The sequence below is a fragment of the Variovorax sp. 770b2 genome (genome assembly GCF_900115685.1).
Classification (GTDB): domain Bacteria; phylum Pseudomonadota; class Gammaproteobacteria; order Burkholderiales; family Burkholderiaceae_C; genus Variovorax.
The window spans coordinates 14,887-31,605 of record NZ_FOXJ01000012.1 but is presented as its reverse complement, the minus strand read 5'-3'; the positions used below and the strand labels follow the sequence as shown (position 1 = coordinate 31,605).

Annotated in this window: 15 protein-coding genes; 10 read left to right on the top strand and 5 right to left on the bottom strand. The window is 64.1% G+C overall.

Annotation, left to right across the window (positions count from 1 at the left end; all coding sequences use genetic code 11):
* Positions 1-206 precede the first annotated feature (206 nt).
* A complete protein-coding gene (locus tag BM133_RS33385) occupies positions 207-470 on the top strand; it encodes a hypothetical protein (RefSeq protein ID WP_093443697.1) in 264 nt (87 codons plus the stop codon).
* A 29-nt stretch (positions 471-499) separates the two neighbouring features.
* On the opposite strand, the gene BM133_RS33380 is transcribed toward BM133_RS33385, so the two are convergent.
* The 4 genes from BM133_RS33380 to BM133_RS33365 form a co-directional block, all read right to left on the bottom strand.
* Positions 500-937, bottom strand: a complete 438-nt coding sequence (locus tag BM133_RS33380; RefSeq protein ID WP_093443695.1) for a helix-turn-helix domain-containing protein — start codon at positions 935-937, stop codon at positions 500-502.
* Positions 938-1,330: 393 nt separating this feature from the next.
* Entirely contained in the window at positions 1,331-1,507 is a 177-nt protein-coding gene (locus tag BM133_RS33375; protein ID WP_256219439.1) for a hypothetical protein, read from the bottom strand.
* Positions 1,508-1,515: 8 nt separating this feature from the next.
* The gene (locus BM133_RS33370; RefSeq protein WP_093443693.1) at positions 1,516-2,466 is read right to left on the bottom strand and encodes an IS481 family transposase; all 951 of its coding nucleotides are present in this window, start codon (positions 2,464-2,466) and stop codon (positions 1,516-1,518) included.
* A gap of 81 nt (positions 2,467-2,547) precedes the next feature.
* Positions 2,548-2,781, bottom strand: coding sequence for a hypothetical protein (locus BM133_RS33365; RefSeq protein ID WP_093443691.1), 234 nt, complete (start codon positions 2,779-2,781; stop codon positions 2,548-2,550).
* Positions 2,782-3,283: 502 nt separating this feature from the next.
* Here BM133_RS33365 and BM133_RS33355 point away from each other — a divergent pair.
* Positions 3,284-3,472 carry a hypothetical protein gene (locus BM133_RS33355; RefSeq protein WP_093443689.1) on the top strand — a complete coding sequence of 63 codons (189 nt, stop codon included), beginning with the start codon at positions 3,284-3,286 and terminating at the stop codon, positions 3,470-3,472.
* 60 nt (positions 3,473-3,532) lie between these two features.
* On the top strand, positions 3,533-3,757 hold the full coding sequence (locus tag BM133_RS33350; protein WP_256219438.1) for a hypothetical protein: 225 nt from the start codon (positions 3,533-3,535) through the stop codon (positions 3,755-3,757).
* A gap of 248 nt (positions 3,758-4,005) precedes the next feature.
* Here BM133_RS33350 and mobC read toward each other — a convergent pair whose 3' ends face one another.
* Positions 4,006-4,614, bottom strand: coding sequence for a plasmid mobilization relaxosome protein MobC (gene mobC / locus BM133_RS33345; RefSeq protein WP_093443685.1), 609 nt, complete (start codon positions 4,612-4,614; stop codon positions 4,006-4,008).
* Between the two features lie 620 nt (positions 4,615-5,234).
* Between mobC and BM133_RS33340 the strand changes: the two genes are divergently transcribed.
* The 7 genes from BM133_RS33340 to BM133_RS33305 all read left to right on the top strand — a co-directional run bounded on the left by BM133_RS33340 (position 5,235) and on the right by BM133_RS33305 (position 16,686).
* On the top strand, positions 5,235-5,993 hold the full coding sequence (locus BM133_RS33340; protein WP_256219437.1) for a P-loop NTPase family protein: 759 nt from the start codon (positions 5,235-5,237) through the stop codon (positions 5,991-5,993).
* 494 nt (positions 5,994-6,487) lie between these two features.
* The gene (locus BM133_RS33330; RefSeq protein ID WP_143100289.1) at positions 6,488-6,715 is read left to right on the top strand and encodes a hypothetical protein; all 228 of its coding nucleotides are present in this window, start codon (positions 6,488-6,490) and stop codon (positions 6,713-6,715) included.
* A gap of 664 nt (positions 6,716-7,379) precedes the next feature.
* The gene (locus BM133_RS33325; protein ID WP_093443677.1) at positions 7,380-8,441 is read left to right on the top strand and encodes a PDDEXK nuclease domain-containing protein; all 1,062 of its coding nucleotides are present in this window, start codon (positions 7,380-7,382) and stop codon (positions 8,439-8,441) included.
* 456 nt (positions 8,442-8,897) lie between these two features.
* Positions 8,898-10,988 carry a TonB-dependent receptor gene (locus tag BM133_RS33320; protein ID WP_093443675.1) on the top strand — a complete coding sequence of 697 codons (2,091 nt, stop codon included), beginning with the start codon at positions 8,898-8,900 and terminating at the stop codon, positions 10,986-10,988.
* Positions 10,989-11,251: 263 nt separating this feature from the next.
* The gene (locus BM133_RS33315) at positions 11,252-11,785 is read left to right on the top strand and encodes a hypothetical protein (RefSeq protein ID WP_143100288.1); all 534 of its coding nucleotides are present in this window, start codon (positions 11,252-11,254) and stop codon (positions 11,783-11,785) included.
* A gap of 42 nt (positions 11,786-11,827) precedes the next feature.
* Entirely contained in the window at positions 11,828-13,927 is a 2,100-nt protein-coding gene (locus BM133_RS33310; RefSeq protein ID WP_093443671.1) for a hypothetical protein, read from the top strand.
* A 125-nt stretch (positions 13,928-14,052) separates the two neighbouring features.
* Positions 14,053-16,686: a fused MFS/spermidine synthase gene (locus BM133_RS33305; RefSeq protein ID WP_143100287.1), complete on the top strand. Its 2,634-nt coding sequence runs from the start codon at positions 14,053-14,055 to the stop codon at positions 16,684-16,686.
* Positions 16,687-16,719: the final 33 nt, after the last annotated feature.

Sequence of the window (16,719 nt, the reverse complement as noted above, 5' to 3'; positions counted from 1 at the left end):
GGCAAGGGCAGCGGTTGACCTCAGCAACGCAACGCGCCATCTTTCCACTCGAGTAACATAAATCCAGGTTCCTCAACCTCCCAGAGACTTACTACGTCGACTGACATTTTGCAGAAGCGGCAGACATGTGAAGCGTCAAGGAGGCATAACAAGCCACCAAGACGCGGCAATGACCTCTGCCTGCGCTCTGAGCGAAAATCTAAGGAATGTTTCTCCCCCCTCCTCACGGCACCGAACGCGCCCAAACCCTGGCCGCCAAACTCGGCTGCGTCGTCGGTGAGCTCGTTGAGCCCGGCGATCGCACGAAGGCGGCCTTGCTCGGCAGCCTTTCGGGATTCGCGAAGGTCCTCGAAGAGTTCGGCGGCAAGTGGGACGAGGCGGACAGGGTCTACTTTTTCGCCAACTGGCCGATGCTCGAAGCTGCGTTGCAGCACATTGCCGAAGAACGCGGGAAATCCCGCTTCCGATAAGCAACCGCGTGCCACGTTGCACTACATGATCACGCGCTGAGGCGCTCCGCAACTTCGCGTGCACCGAGCTCTCGCACTGCCGCGAGGCTTTCTAGTTGCACCGCCCGTGGACGTGCCTTGCCTTGCTCCCAGTGATAGATCGTCTGACCGGACACGCCGACCAGCTGTCCGTAAATCGCAGCAGACAGCCCAAGCTTTGCACGGTGTGCCGCCAGCCTGGTCGCGCTGAATCGGCGCTTCGTGCCCGCTTCGGTTTCATTGTCCGAATCAGCTGCTGGAGCGGCCCGCGTCGTTCCCTTTGCGACACGACGCAATTCCTTCTCGAGCGCACCAACTTGGCGACGCAACTCGGCAATGGACGCACGATGCGCCACGGATGCTTTTTTGAGCGTTTCTATCTCGGCACGCACTTCTTTGCGAGCAACGCGGGAGATCTCGGCTTTAAGGATAGAGGCTATGTTTGGCATAACCGTATTGTGCCGCTCTGTTGCCGGGCCGGTATTTTGCCGGCAATTCGGGTATGAGAAGCGACAGTGGCCAGCATCGAGGCAGTTTCCCTGAGCGGCTTTTTTCTCCCTGGCCTCTACCAGCGCCAAACCACTGTCGAGAGGCAGTGTCTGTGACCAAGGTGAAGCCGAAATGAAGTCCATGCGGGAGTTCTGTGAAACGATACCGGTCGTCTTATTTGATGCAACTCGGATCCTCAACGCAGCCAGCCCGACTGCGTCCTGCGCTCAATGATCCGTACACAGGACTCAATGTGGCCCGCGCATGCCGGACGCAGGAGAGCCCAGGAAGAACTCACCTGGCAGACGCCACGCCGCCCAATGGAGCGATCGCTTGGAGGAACCGTGCACCGCTCAAACCGACCGCACGTCGAAGAACGCTTCGTCCGCATCTCCGAGATCACGAAAACCTGACGTCCTGGCCGCGTCATAGGCCTTTGCCCAACGCTTGGCCAATGCAATCTCTGCCTTCGTCAAATCGCTTTCGCCTGACTCGCTCGCGTTCTGGAACGCGCGCAGCGCCGCCAGCACATCGCCCGCTAGTTGTGAAGCGTCAAGAGGTTGTTTCTTGACGAGTTGAGTCTGGACATCGGTGCGAGGCCTCCGATGCCGCTGTGCGGGCGATGCCAGTTGTAGTGGTGCTGCCAGCTTGCCAAGGCAACGGTTCGATGGGCTGAGTTCTGGTAGGTCCAGCCGTAGGCCCACTCACGCAACGCGGACTGGGTGAATCTCTCGGCCTTGCCGTTGGTCTGCGGCCGGTAAGGCCGCGTGAAGCTGTGCTTGATCCCGAGTTCGATGCAGGTCGCTCTGAACTCACGCGAGCGGAACGCCGAACCGTTGTCCGTCAGCAGTCGCTGCACGGTGATGCCCAAGCGGGCGTAATAAGCCACCGCGTTGCGCAGGAACAGGACTGCCTGCGCCTGCTTCTCGTCGGGATGCATGGCGGTGAACGCCAGTCTCGCGTGATCATCGATGGCCACGAACAGCGTCTCCCAGCCTGCGCCATCGACCGAGTCGCGCCGGTTGCCTGTGACGCGGTGACTGGGCCGCACGATGCGTCCGAGCTTCTTGGTGTCAATGTGCAGCAGATCGCCGGGAGCCTCGTGCTCATAGCGCACGACAGCTTCGAGGGGCTGCAGGTCGATCAACTTGGACATGCCCGCCCGCGCCAGAACGCGGCTGACCGTGGACTCCGAGACGCCCACACTGCGAGCGATGCGAGCCTGCAGCATTCGACGTTTGCGCAGCTCGACGATGAGCAAGGCCTTGCCTGCATCGATGGCTCTGGGAGAGCGCATGGGCCTGGAGGATGCATCGGCCAAGGCGGCTTCTCCGCCTGCCAAGTAGCGACCGAGCCACTTCCTGGCCGTTGGCGCAGTGACGCCGTGCACGGCTGCGGCTCGCACGGCATCCACGCCTTCCAGAGTCATCTGCTTGACCATCTCGATTCGGCGGGCAAAGGTAAGTCGGGCATGCTTATGGGTGTTCATCCGGTTGGGCGTCCTGAGTGGATTGGGTGTTTGGCGACTTCCAGTCTCTCAAACCCAATCCGGATGAACACCGGATACAACCTATTGGAGCTTCACAGCTAGTTGGCGATCGAGCTCCCGCCGGAAGCGCTGCTCGGCAACCTTGGCAGCATCAGCTGTTGGGTAGTCCATAAGCCGCACCCTGTATGCGACTCGAGGCTCCGCTTCGATCTCCTCGAAGCGGAAGGGCTCATCTGCCTCGGGCAAGTCCTGCCGAGTGATTTCGACCAGCACTTGCGACGCTGGCCGTGGGAAGAAAAGTTCGGTCTGGTCCATGGCTCATCTCCTCTCTCGAGTTAGGCAAAAGCTAGGCATGTCCGCGGGAATCGGCACCGCCGCGTCGTGTTGGCCAACGCTGCAGCGCCTTGGCGATCATTTGCCCATGTCGAAGTGCTTCCACACGCGCCCCCTTCGGGTCAGTGGCGGGAAGTCGCACAATGGGCCGGCAAAACAGCGCTGCGGATAGTTGTCCGACTTGATGCTCTCGCTCCCCGGCCGCGCGGATTGATCTCGACGCCATCGATGAAAAATCCTCCTCGAACTTCAAGCATGCAGGCGCGATTCAGCAGCGGAATCACGTGGCTGTCGCAATCGTCTGAGAGAAGCATCGCGATCATCGAACTACGACCTGGCGAGGATCATGGATACACGCCATGTAGACCAACTCCCCCACTCGTCGCGTGTACTTCACCTCCTCCTTCGAGGGAAGCTCTTTGCCTTCGAACAGATATCCAAACACTTCGCAGTACACTGTATAAATATACAGTAATATTGTGGCATGGAAAACGTGCCCGCAACCCTCTGGATTGCAGCTTGCGCGCACCGGCTGCAGCAGCAGTGGCATACCGTCGACCCTCTCGAGCTTGAGGATGCCGCCCGAGATCTGTGGCGCGACGAACGCCTGCGAGCGATGCCACCCGATGAGGCAGCGGTGGATTGGCTCAAGCCGCTTAACGAGGTAGATTGAGGCGTCTGAACTGCGAAGACCGACATCAAAGAACCGCGACGACTGAGAGTACATATGCCCATGGACCTGCTTCTGCGCATCGAAGAAGCCTCTTTCCCCTTGGCGCTCCACGCCGAACATGACATCCATCGCGCAGCCGTCTTGGCCGCCGCCCAACTCATAGAAGCAACGTTGCCACCAGCGACGGGCAATCCCGGTGGACAGGTCGCCATCGTCTTGCGGATCACTCCGCTCGGGCGTGCCGAGTTAATGCGATTCAAGCGCGATTCATCCGGGTCTGTGTAGGCGATCGCTATCTGTAAGCACGACCAGCCGGAAGACACGGCTGGCAACTCGAACGCATGAGCGTCGAGTCGTAAACGAGTTAGACACTGCCTTTGGAGGACATGCACATTCATCCGATGCGGCTACGCCCTTCATAGCCGAACACCGGAGCAAGTGACGGATGCGTGCCGCTAACAGACATTCTTCAAGAAGTCACACGTTGAATAGCAAGGCTGCGGTAGATAGCCTCGTATGACACCTGGGGACTATCAGCTCTCATCAGTTTGACGTGACCGACTTCTATTTTTCCGCATCGAGCCGCTCTTCCTCTGAGATCTGGCTTCCCATACCGCGGTGCCTGCATTCAAGACGCGAAGCACCTTTGAAGTGTGGGCCGTGATTTCTCGTCGCAGCGCTGCAAGACGTTTCCCTACCTCTGGCGGAGTCCCGCCCTCCCCCATCTTCACCAAGACGTTGAACGCTCGTGCGATCTGATTCAAGTTGGTGCCGATCTTGGAGAGTTCGTAGTTGGACCGTCGAAGTGTTTCGATCTCATCACCTTGCAATTGGGGTTGAGCAAGATGCGCAAGCACCACACTGATCAAGTAATAGCTCGGCCTTGAGAACCGAGATTCTGCAATCTCCAGGATTCGTGTATGAGCTGACTTAGGCAGTCGAATTTCAACCCGCTGAGTTTCGGAAGCGTCGAATGGGGAGATCGGCGGCCTAGCAGACTCAGATCTTGACAAGTGCTCGGCGATCAATGCGCGCACCAAGAGAGATGCGCTGGGAGATCCGTACAGGCGATCAGCAGACGCCTGCAGGCGCTTCTTCACTTCCGTCGTCACTCCGTCGACACGAAGGATGTCTCGACTCATCCGTTTCCTTCCTGATGATCATTTGCCTATGTTTTGCCGAACATCCATCACGCCGTCAAGCGTGTCGTTTGTAGCTACAAATACCGGCGGCCGCCTATCCTGCATTAGCAATTTTATATTTTGCTTATCCCTTCTAATTTACAAAAATTGATCATCATTTGCCTATGTGATAAGCATACCTGAATCAAATAATTTTTCGAATTTCTTCGATGTTCGCCAATTTGTGGGCAAACGTTTTTGTCATCGAGCGCTAAAGTTTCCACCCCTCAAATGCAATGAAGATAAATGAAAGAGCAACAGAGCCGTGCAGGGTGGATACGCGAGCACCTGAACGAACTCGAGCAGCGTCTTGGCTTGGGAGTGCGACGCTCGGTCATCGTGGCCGACCTTCAGGCCTTGGGCTACCGGTGTACCGTCCAAGAGCTCAGCAACGACCTGGCCCGCGCTCGACGCCGTCGGAGGGAGAGGGAATCAACAGCGCTCAACACGTCACGAAGCGAGGGCGGGCACGGAAGCTCTAGCGAGGCACCGGTGAAGGCGAATCTGCTTCAGAAATTGAGTGCTCCAACGGGAATGCGATTTGCCGGCTCTCCCTCGAAAAGTGACGAGGAGAATTTGTTTTGATCGAAGAACGGTCGAGCGAGCTCGCTCCAGCTGCCTCAGTTCACCTCATGTTGCAAGGCAAAGGCGGCGTCGGAAAATCCTTGTGCAGTGCTTTCCTCGCGCAGTTTTTGAATTCGGTTCGAGACACACCGACGACCTGTATCGACACCGATCCGAATAATCAGACGTTCTGCGGCTACGCAGGTTTGAATGTTTCGCCTGTTTCGCTGCTCGATGGACCGCGTGTGAACGAGCGCCGGTTCGATGAGCTCATGGAACGCCTGCTCACAGAGAGCGGCACCTTCGTGATCGACAACGGGTCGTCGAGTTTTCTTCCTCTTTCGAACTACCTTGTTGAGAATCAGGCGTTCTCAATGCTTCGGGGAGCTGGCCGGCAGATCTTCATACATACAGTCGTCACCGGTGGCCAGGCGCTTGTCGACACCATGAGTGGTTTCAACGCGCTGGGGAGGAACATGGCGGAGGGAAGTGACATGGTCGTATGGGTGAACGAATTTTTCGGCCCGATCGAAAGAGATGGCAAGAACTTCGCCGAGATGAGGGCCTACAAAGAAAACGCCTCCAAGGTCCGGGGCGTGGTGCGCATCCCCCGGCGCAATCCCGACACTTTCGGCCGGGATGTGGAAGCTATGGCCGCGCAGCGGCTGACCTTCGAGCAAGTCGATGCGGATCCGCGCTTTTCGATCATGTCCAAGCAGCGGTTGCGCACCATTCAACGTGAGCTGTTCATGCAACTGACCGAACTCGACTTTTGATGGAGTCCGCGGACGATCGCAAGGGGCTGGCAGCAGTTATTTTTGAGCGTACGGGCCTTAAGATCGACCAGGACGATCCTGTTTTCGTGCTCGTCGAGTTGAACCGAATGGTCCTGCAAGAGGAATCTGCGCGAGCCGCTGCAGCGGTTACAGCTGCAAGCGAGGCAGCGCACGCACGCATGCTTGCGACCGCAGACGCTTGGGCCGCGCAGTCCAACGAGGTGCTTGCGCGATTTGCTTTGAAGACCGAGGAACTTCGTAGAGTCATCGAGGAAGCGGCCAGATCGACCCCGCCCTCCCCCGCTCCGCTCCTTGAGCCAGTAGCCGGAGCACGGCCGCAACTGCCCGGACAAGAAAGCTCGAGTCAGAACATCCTGGGCTTGGCGATAGTGGTCGCTGTCGTGGTGCTTCTATCGATCGTCGTAGGCTTTGGCCTGGCTAGTACGCTACCGACCCTGCACTAGATGCTCCGCGAGTACAGGACGACGTGGGGATTGGCAAGCAAGGCCTTGAGATCGCTGACGCTATCGGATGTTGAGAGAACCCGCGCTCAACCAGCGTTCAGTCCGCTCGCCACCGTACGGGAAAGACAGCTTATTTTTCTGGTCACCCTTTCCACTTCCGCCCTGTTCGAATATGCCAACTTCGTTGACGATCTAAAGCGCCGTATTGACGGCGCGCGGTCATTAACCGCACTGCGCGTGGCTGGGGCGACGCCGTGATCGACCCGATGGCGCGCGATCTCAGTGCATCATTTTCCCGGAACTGCGGGTTAGGGGAAATGGGAGCATGAGCGAGCCTGCCTGGCTATCGGCAGCCACGGGTAGTCAGGTCCCACTCTGATGCCGGCGCTTGCGTGCACGGCCAGACTGTTTGGACATCGGCATTCAGCGCCGTGGCCACGACTTCGACGGACTCCGATGCACACGACCGCTTCCCATTCCAGCGACAACGCCTTTGCGCGTGAGCGCACCTTCGAGGACACCGCTTTTCTCGATCGCTGTCGGGATAGTCGTACTGAGCATCTTCGCTTCGCAAGCCATGGTGCCGTTGCTCAACCGGAATCTGCCGCGCGAAGATGAGGAGGTGACCACGCGAGACGACCCCCGTCGATTCTCGCGCAACAGGTTGCAGTTGCTCCGCCTTTCCTGACATGCCGTCCTCAAGCTCATCTAGAAGGGATGGCGAGCGACAACTGCCGTCGCCGGGCAACTCTGCGGGCGCCTTTGCGGACCCTTTCCTTCGCACACATAGGCCAGCGCGATCGGCGCTGGCAACTGGGCGAAACGGCAAACAGAGACAGCTGATATCGGACGCGCCCATCCTTGGCATCGCGCCTGCATGAAAGCAAGCGCATGCACCGGCAACGTTTGGTAGGCTGCAGGCATGCCGTCCCATCGAAAGCCTTCCACCTCGTCGCCATCGCCCGCCGGCCTGCAGACCGTCGAGGCGACCTTCGCAGAAGTCGTGGATCTCATCGAACAGGCGCGCCAGCGCGCTTACCAGGCGGTCAACACCGAATTGGTGGCACTGTATTGGAAAATCGGGCGCTACATCAGCGCCAAGATTGAGGCAGCGGTCTGGGGGGAAGGCGTTGTTGACCGCTTGGCAGAGCATCTTGCGCGCACGCTGCCGGGCCAGCGCGGGTTCACGCGTCGCAATCTGTTTCGGATGCGCCAGTTCTACGAGGTCTATCGCGGGGACGAGAAAGTGACACCGCTGGTGACACAACTGCCGTGGACACACAATCTGATCATCCTGACCCAGGCCAAGCGTGCCGAAGAACGCGAGTTCTATCTGCGCTTGGCCGTGCAGGAGCGCTGGGGCAAACGCGAACTCGAGCGGCAGTTTCGCCTGGCGGCTTTCGAGCAGGCCGTGTTGACCCCCGCTCGGGTGTCACCGGCGGTGACACAACTTCATGGGCAGGCGGGAGCAGACCTGTTTAAGGACGCTTACGCACTCGAATTTCTGGACTTGCCTGCCGCGCACACGGAAGCGGACCTCCACCGGGGCTTGCTGGCCCAACTGCGCACTTTCCTGATTGAGTTGGGAAGGGATTTTTGCTTCGTCGGCTCGGAATTTCCGCTGCAGGTGGGCGGACGAGACTTCGCACTGGATTTGCTGTTTTTCCATCGCGGGCTGAACTGCCTTGTGGCCATCGAGCTCAAGGTCGAGCGATTCGAGCCCGAGCACCTTGGCAAGCTGAACTTCTACCTGGAGGCGCTTGATCGCGATGTCCGCAAGTCCCATGAGAACCCCGCTATCGGCGTCTTGCTCTGCGCATCCAAGGACAACGAAGTTGTCGAGTACGCGTTGAGCCGCACCCTGTCACCAGCGCTCGTGGCGCAATACCAGACACAGCTGCCCGACAAGCAGCTGCTCGCCGCCAAACTGCACGAGTTCTACGGACTCACGACTTCGGCGCCCGACGCGCCAGTGAATCGCTGAGCAACTTGCCGCGATCGTCAAACCTGTCCGTGGCGTTTTTCTCGGCAGCGACGGAAAAAGACACTTCGCGGTGCGTCTGCATCGAGGAGGCGGACAACCCAGTCCAACGCTGTACGCGCCAGGTTTCTCAAAGCTAGACGTCCCCGGTCAGCGGCCGATCTACCTGCAAGCCACGGCGAGTTTCGGTGCGCCCGACGATGATGCTTGCATCTTCTACATCTCGGGAACGACCGCCTTTCCAAAGGGCGCGCAACTCACACATCGGCGTCGCGTCAGACACCCGTGCCTCGATGATGAACTAGCGCCCCACCCCATGTCTTCGGGTGCACATCTGGCTCATTTGTGTTTATGCGGAGCGCCTGCCTTCCTCGCTGCTTGACTTCGATCCGACATGTCATTGCTGTGTCACTCATCTCGTCAAAGATCTGAGGGAGTTCGCATAAAACAAGGTTTCAGATGAGGGTCGGACAGCCACTTCGGCGACCGCTGCTGCTGGGGGTGGTCTTCGCCGCCGGCGCGGCTTGCGCGCAGGAAAGTCATTTGCAGGAGATCGAGGTTCATGGGCCGCGCGAAGCCGTCGTAGGCACGGCCGACAGCGCCAGCGAGGGCGCGGTGGAGCGCGCGTCGTTCCAGGCCCGGCCCAAGCTGCGCCCGGGCGACATCGTCGAGGCGGTGCCCGGCGTGGTCGCCACGCAGCACTCGGGCGACGGCAAGGCCAACCAGTATTTCCTGCGCGGCTTCAACCTGGACCACGGCACCGATTTCGCCGTCACCGTCGACGGCATGCCGGTGAACATGCCCACGCACGGACACGGCCAGGGCTATGCCGACCTGAACTTCCTCATCCCCGAACTCGTCTCGGGCGTGCGCTACCGCAAGGGGCCGTACTTCGCCGAGGGCGGCGACTTCTCGCTCGCGGGCAGTGCGTCGCTCGACTACGTCAGCGTGCTGGACGCGCCCTTTGCCGAAGTCACGCTCGGCGCCCGCAACTTCAAGCGCCTGCTGGCCGCGGGCTCGCGCACCCGCGAGGACCAGACCTGGCTGGGCGCCATCGAGATCGAGGGCAACGACGGCCCCTGGGACGTGCCCGAGAACCTGCGCAAAGTGAGCGCCGTGGCGCGCTACTCGCAAGGCTCGCCCACGCGCGGCTTCAGCCTCACCGGCATGGCCTACAAGAGCCGCTGGATCGCGACCGACCAGGTGCCGGGGCGCCTGATCGACAGCGGCGAGCTCTCGCGCTTCGGCTCGCTCAACCCCACCGACGGCGGCAATACCCAGCGCGTGAGCCTGTCGGGCAAGTGGTTCGACAAGGGGCCGGAGGGCGAGACGACGCTCAGCGCCTATGCGATCGACTACCGCTTCGACCTCTTCTCGGACTTCACCTATTTCCTGAACAACCCGGTCCACGGCGACCAGTTCGAGCAGACCGACCGCCGGCGCATCTTCGGCGCGCAGGCAGCCCGCACGATGCCCACGAAGTTCGGCGGCCTGGACGGCGTCCTGAGCTGGGGCGCGAGCTGGCGCGGCGACCGGATCTCGGAGGTGGGCCTCTACAACACGCAGGCCCGCGAGCGGCTTGCGACGGTGCGCAACGACAAGGTCTCGCAGGATCTTGTCTCCGTGTACGGCCAGCAGCTGGTGTATTTCACCGACCGGTTGCGCGGCTACGCGGGCGTGCGCGGCGACATGCTGCGCTACCGCATCGATGGGCGGGAGCCCACCTATGGCGCGGTCAACAGCGGCAAGGGGCATGACGCGATCGCGAGCCCCAAGGCCGGGCTGGCCTTCGCGCTGACGCCGCAGCACGAGCTGTACCTGAACGCGGGCGTGGGCTTTCACAGCAACGACGTGCGCGGCGCGACCATCGCCATCGCCATCGACCCGGCCAGCGGCACGGCCGCCGACCGCGTGCCGGCGCTGGTCAAGGGACGGGGCGCGGAGGTGGGCTGGCGCTTCCAGCCCGACGAGAACTTCACCGCGACGGTGGCGCTGTGGCAACTCCGGCTGGACTCCGAGCTCGTGTATGTCGGCGACGCCGGCACCACCGAGCCCGGGCGCGCGAGCAGCCGCCGCGGCATCGAGGCGACGCTGCGCTGGAAGCTCGCCCGCGCCTGGCGCATGGAGCTGGACGGCGCGGTGTCGCGCGCACGTTTCAAGGGGCGCGCGCCCGAGGGCGAAGGCAACCACATCGACAACGCGGTCGAGAAGGTGCTGGCCGCCGGCGTCACGTACACCGAAGGCCCGCTCACCGCGTCGCTGCGGCTTCGCTACCTGGGCCCGCGTGCGCTGGACACGCGCAACACCGAACGCTCGAAGGCTGCGACGCTGCTCAACCTGGGCATTCGCTTCGCCGTCAATCCGCGGCTCACGCTCGGCCTGGACGTCTTCAACGTCGCCGGCAAGAAGGGCAATGACATCGAATACGCCTATGCCTCGTGCACGGCAGGCGAGATCGCCGGCGGTGCCTGCGGCGAGGGCATCGACGGCCGGCACGTGCATCCGATGGAGCCGCGCAGCGCCCGGCTCAGCGCACGCTGGATCTTTTAGTCGTCGCAGGGCGACGCTGACCCCCGGGACGGCGGCCAACTGCCTTGCGCATCCATCGCCGCACCGGCGATGCGTGCCTGCGCACCGCCTGCGTTGCGACTGTGCGGTTTTTGAAGCTTTCAAAAAAGAAAGCTTCGAGCCCTCAAATTCACGGGGACGTAACAACCGAAAAATAAAGTGAACTTTTCGGTGACGGGACGTACGCGCCCCGAAAAAACACAGCCCTTCAACAACTCAGCTCAGAAAAGAGAAAGGCATTCGCCATGCATTCACGTCAGCGCTTTCGATTCTTGCTCGCCAGCAGCCTGCTGGCCGTCCTCGCCGCCTGTGGTGGCGGCAGTGACGGCGGCGGCCAGGCCTTCTTCTTCCCGCCCCCCACCGGCGGCGCGGGAGGCGGCGCAGGCGGCTCGACCGACACCGCCCAGCAGGCGGCGGCATTCGCCACCGACTACGGCAGCGGCCTGGCCGCGCTCAACAGCTACGCGGGCCTGACCAACACCGCCTTCCTCGACAACTTCGACGACACGTTCCTGGATGCCGGCTACGCCAAGCCGCAGGTGCGCGACGCCCTGACGCAGGAAGCCGCGGCCCTCCTGCTCTTCTCGATGGAGCTGTCGTCCTTCCCGTCCGTGAAGCTCTCGGCGGTCACGATCACCGGCTGCAATGCGGCCAACGTGTGCACGCTGACCGCCACGCTGACCAACTCGGATGTCGACACCACCGCGGTGACCTTCACCACGCAGCTGTCGTACGTCGGCGGCAAGTTCCGCCTGCTCGGCAACCAGAAGCAGGCCTGAGTCCGGCTGCCTCCACTACGAACGAACACGGAAATTCCTTTCATGAAGACTCCTTTCCCCCGACGCGAACTTGCGCTGGTCGCGCTGGCCAGCATTGCCGCGATTCCCTTCAGCCTCGCCCAAGCCGCCGACCGCGCGGACACCAAGGCGAGCGGCACCTACGTCGCCGGCGACTTCCACAACCACACGACCTGCTCGGACGGCGCGCTGTCGGTGCAGAAGCTGGTCGACAAGTCGGCCAAGACCTTCGGCCTGGACTGGTTCGTCCAGGCCGACCACGGCGGCAGCAGCACGCGCAACTGCACGATGGCCGAAGACCCGTTCGAGCCGGTGGCACCAGGCCTGGGCCTGACCAACAGCGGGACCGGCCCCTATCCGCCCAACACCTACCCGAGCGGCGGTCAACCGGCCAACACTGGCAAGGGCCCCAACATGACCTGGGAAGCCACGCTCCCCAACGGCCGCGCCGGCATCAAGGGTGACGGCGCCGCCACGCCCAAGGCGATGTGGCGCTGGCAGGAAATCAAGGAATACCAATATCCGGTGATCGAGGCCGAGAGCCGCGCCCGCAACAAGCCGATCTGGATCGGCGTGGAGCAGAACGCGCCGGGCCACGAGCACGTGTCGACCAACGTGCTGCCGGGCCAGCTGCCCTGGCCCTCGACCGCCGCCGGCGGCAATGCCGCGCTGCAGGCGCAGTACGAGTACTGCTTCGACCGCAGCGACAGCGACACCAGCCGCGGCGCGGAGAACCAGTGGGATTGCACCGTGAGCGGCAGCAACAACAACAACCTCCTGGACGCGACCGCCCGCAAGATCACCGGCAGCAACAGCAGCGCCACGCCCAACCTCGGCCACCTGAAGACGGTCGAAGGCATCAAGTGGATGAACGAGAAGGCGCCGACCTCCAGCTACTTCGTTCCGGCCCACCTGGAACGCGCGGGCGCCTACAACCCGACCGGCAGCAACGGCTTCAACATCGAGCACCTGCGCAACTTCAACAACGCTGCACCGAAGGTCGCCTTCGGTTTCGAGTCGATGCCCGGTCACCAGGCCGAAGGCAACCGCGGCAGCTACACCACCAGTGCGGTGGGCGGCGGCACTTACGGCGGCTCGGGCGTCTACGCCGCGATCGTGGGCGGCGTGTGGGATGCGCTGCTCGGCGAAGGCCGCAACTGGTTCTTCTTCGCGAGCTCCGACTATCACAACCGCGGCAGCTTCGGCGCCGACCAGCGCGAGAGCACCGCCGACTTCTTCCCCGGCGAGTACACCCGCGACTACGTGATGGTGCGCAAGGGCAGCAACAACCTCACGGCCAACGGCATCATCGACGGCCTGCGCAGCGGCAACAGTTTCGTGTCCAACGGCCAGCTGATCGACCGCCTGTCGTTCACGGTGTGCGCCGCCAACCCGGGCCTGCCGCGAAGCGCGGGCAGCGCCCTCTTCGAGAAGGCCGGCCAGAACGCCACGTCGGCCAACGGCGACGTGCGCATCAACGGCTGCGCGACCATGGGCGAGAAGCTGGTCGTGCGCCCCGGTGCCGACCTGGTGGTGACGGTGGTGCTGCGCGATCCGCAAGGCACCAACAACTCGCCGTATTCGTTCCCGAACCCGTCGCTCAAGCAGGTCAACGTCACGCAACCGCTCAATGCGCCGGTGCTGGACCACGTGGACGTGATCAACGGGATGGTGACCGGCATGGTCGATCCGGCCGACACGGCGAACTACGCCGGCACGCTGGGCTCGAAGGCCGCCACCAACAAGACGGCCAAGGTCGCCAAGGTGTTCAACGGCACCAACTGGACGGCCCTGCCCGACGGCACGCGCATGATGAGCTACGTCGTTCCGGCCGCCAAGGCCTCGCAGTACTTCCGCCTGCGCGGCAGCAACCTGCCGGCCTCGGTGCCCTTTGAGACCGATGCCGACGGCAACCCGCTGCTGGACTTCACCTCGAACCCGTTCGACGGCACCCAGCCGGGCAAGATCGCCTGCTCGGACGCCGCCTGCCCGACCCACATGCGCACGCTGTCGGGCACGAAGTACTCGAGCCATGACGTCGCCGGCTGGTCCGATCTCTGGTTCTACAGCAACCCGGTGTTCATCGAAGTCGTGAACACCGTCAAGGTCGCAGGCATCAAGTAAGCGGCCGCGGTCCGTCCCCGATCGGCACGGCAGGCACGGTGTGTCCGCCGTGCCTGTCTGTCTGTTGCCTCGTGCGGCGGGACGGTCCCTGGTGCAGATCCATGTCAGAAGAAATCCGGAGCGCCGTGCCCCACGGCCTCCCTGAAATACAGCCATCCGCCCGCCCGGCGGATGGCACACGCCTGGCACTCCATGGCCGCGTACTTGCGCACCTGCTGATGGTGTTGTCCGGCGCCGCGGCGCTGGCGTGGCAAATGGTCTGGACCGCCGAATTCGGCGCCGCCATGGGCCACGAGATCGTGGCCGTGCTGGCCGTGCTGGCCGCCTTCTTCGGCGGCCTGGCGCTCGGCGCGCAGGCGCTGGGCCGAACGCTGGCACGCAGCCGCTGGCCCGGGCGCTGGTACGCCGGCTGCGAAGTGCTGCTGCTGGCATGGGGCCTCGTCCTCACGGTGGCCATGCCTTCGCTGATCCACGCGACGGCGCTGCTGATCGGCCCCGAACCGTCGGTGCTTCGGCACTGGACGGTCGCCTTCCTTTTTCCGTTCATCCTGCTGCTGCCCGCCAGCGCGGCGATGGGCGCCACCCTGCCCGCGCTCGAGCGCCAGTTGAGCGCCGCCCGCAGCCCCCTCGGCGGACTCTATGCGGCCAACACCTTCGGCGCGGTCCTCGGCCTGGTGCTGGCGGTGTTCGTCGCGATTCCGCACGGCGGGTTGCTGCGCACCGCGCTCTTGTGCGCCGCGGCGAACGCGGTGTGCGCGGCGCTGTCGTGGTGGCTCTGGCGCGATGCACCGGTGGCGCCCGAGACGTCAATATCCGCATCCGCACGGGCACCAGCGCGGGCGGCCGCCAGCCCTCGCGTGTCGACCCTGCTGGCGGCCACTGGCGTGCTCGGCATCGGTTACGAGGTGCTCGCCGTGCGCGTGCTCAGCCAGGTCACCGAGAGCACCGTCTACAGCTACGCCCTGCTGCTGGCCATGTACCTGCTCGGCACGGCCGCGGGCGCCGCGATCTACCAACGTCTGGCCCATCGCGCGGACGATGCGCGCCAGCTACGCGACCAGTTGCTCTTCGCGCTGGCCGCTGCGGTGCTGCTGTCGGGCCTGGCGCTGGGCGGGGCCGACGTGCTGTGCGCCTGGCCCGCCCGCTGGACGGGTCCGGGCGCAACCGGCGCGCTGGCGGGCGAAGCGCTCGCGGCCGCGGCCGCCATGTGGGCGCCGACGCTGGTGATGGGCGCGCTGTTCACGCACCTGTGCATCGAGGCGCAGTCCGGCGGCCGTCCGCTCGGACGCGCGCTGGCGCTCAACACCGCAGGCGCGGCCGTCGCGCCCGCGCTGGTCGGCGTGTGGCTCATTCCGGCGGTCGGCGCGCCGGCCGGCCTGGCCCTGATGGTCGCCGGCTACCTGCTGCTGCAATCGCCCGCGCGCTGGCGGCGCCCGCAGAACCTGCTGGTCGCCGCGGGCGCCTGCGCCGCGGCGCTGTGGGGCGCGAACCTGCGCTTCGTCGACGTGCCCGACGGCGGCCGCGTGCTGAGCTACCGCGACGGCGTGATGGCCGCGGTCAGCGTGGTGGCCGACGCCGACGGCGTGGCGCGCCTGCGCATCAACAACCGCGCGCAGGAAGGCAGCAGCGCCAGCGGCCTGGTCGAGTGGCGGCTGGCGCAACTGCCGCTGCTGTTGCACACGGCGCCGCCGCGGCAGGCGCTGTTCCTCGGGTTGGGCACCGGCTTCACGGCCTCGGCCGCGGCGCAGGAGCCGGGCCTGCAGGTGCATGCGGTGGAACTGCTGCCCGAGGTGATCGCCGCCGCCGAACTGTTCGCGAAGTTTCCCGCCGCGCCGGTGCCGCTGCAGCCTGTGCACACCGTGCCGGCCGATGCGCGGCGCTTCGTGCAGGCCTCCGGTGCGCGCTACGACGTGATCGTGGCCGACCTGTTCCATCCCGCGCGCAGCGGGGCCGGCGCGCTGTACACCGAGGAGCAGTTCGCGGCCGTCCGCGCGCGCTTGGCACCCGGTGGCGTGTTCTGCCAATGGCTCGCGCTGCACCAGATGGACCTGGACACGCTGCGCAGCATCGTCGCGGCCTTCCTTGCCGTGTACCCGGACGGGATCGCGGTGCTGGCCAGCAACAGCCTGGACACGCCCGTGCTCGGCCTGATCGCACGGCCCGACGAGCCGACCATCGACCTGACGGCCGTGCGCACCCGGCTCGCGCGATTGGCCGGCTCGCCGCAGCTGGCCGCCGCGCGCTTCGAAGATGAGTTCGCCGTGGTCGGCAGCGTGCTGGCCGGCCCCGCGACGCTCGCGCGCTTCGCCCGCAGTGCCACCGCCAACACCGACGACCGCCCGGTGGTCGTGCACCAGGCGCCGTGGGCCACCTACGCGCCGCCATCGACGCCGCGCGAGCGGCTGCTGCAGCTGCTGGACGAACTGCAGCCCCGCGCCGCCGAGCTGCTGCGCACGCCACAAGGTCCGGAGGCCGACCGCATGCAGGCCTACTGGGCCGCGCGCCGCCGCTACCTGGATTTCGGCGCCACCGTACGGCCCGCCGCCGACCCGGGCGAGATGCTGCGGCGCGTGCAGGCGCCGTTGCTGGACCTGCTGCGCGCAAGCCCCGAATTCCGGCCCGCCTGCGAGCCGCTGGTGGCCATGGCGCGGGCCCTGCGCGACAGCGACCCGCAACGCGCACTGGCCATCGCCACCGCACTCGACGGCATGGGCGCCACCTGCGCCCATGCCTCGCGCACCACCGCACCGGCGCCCTGAGCACATCGCTCGCACGGCCTTCCGACCCTTTTC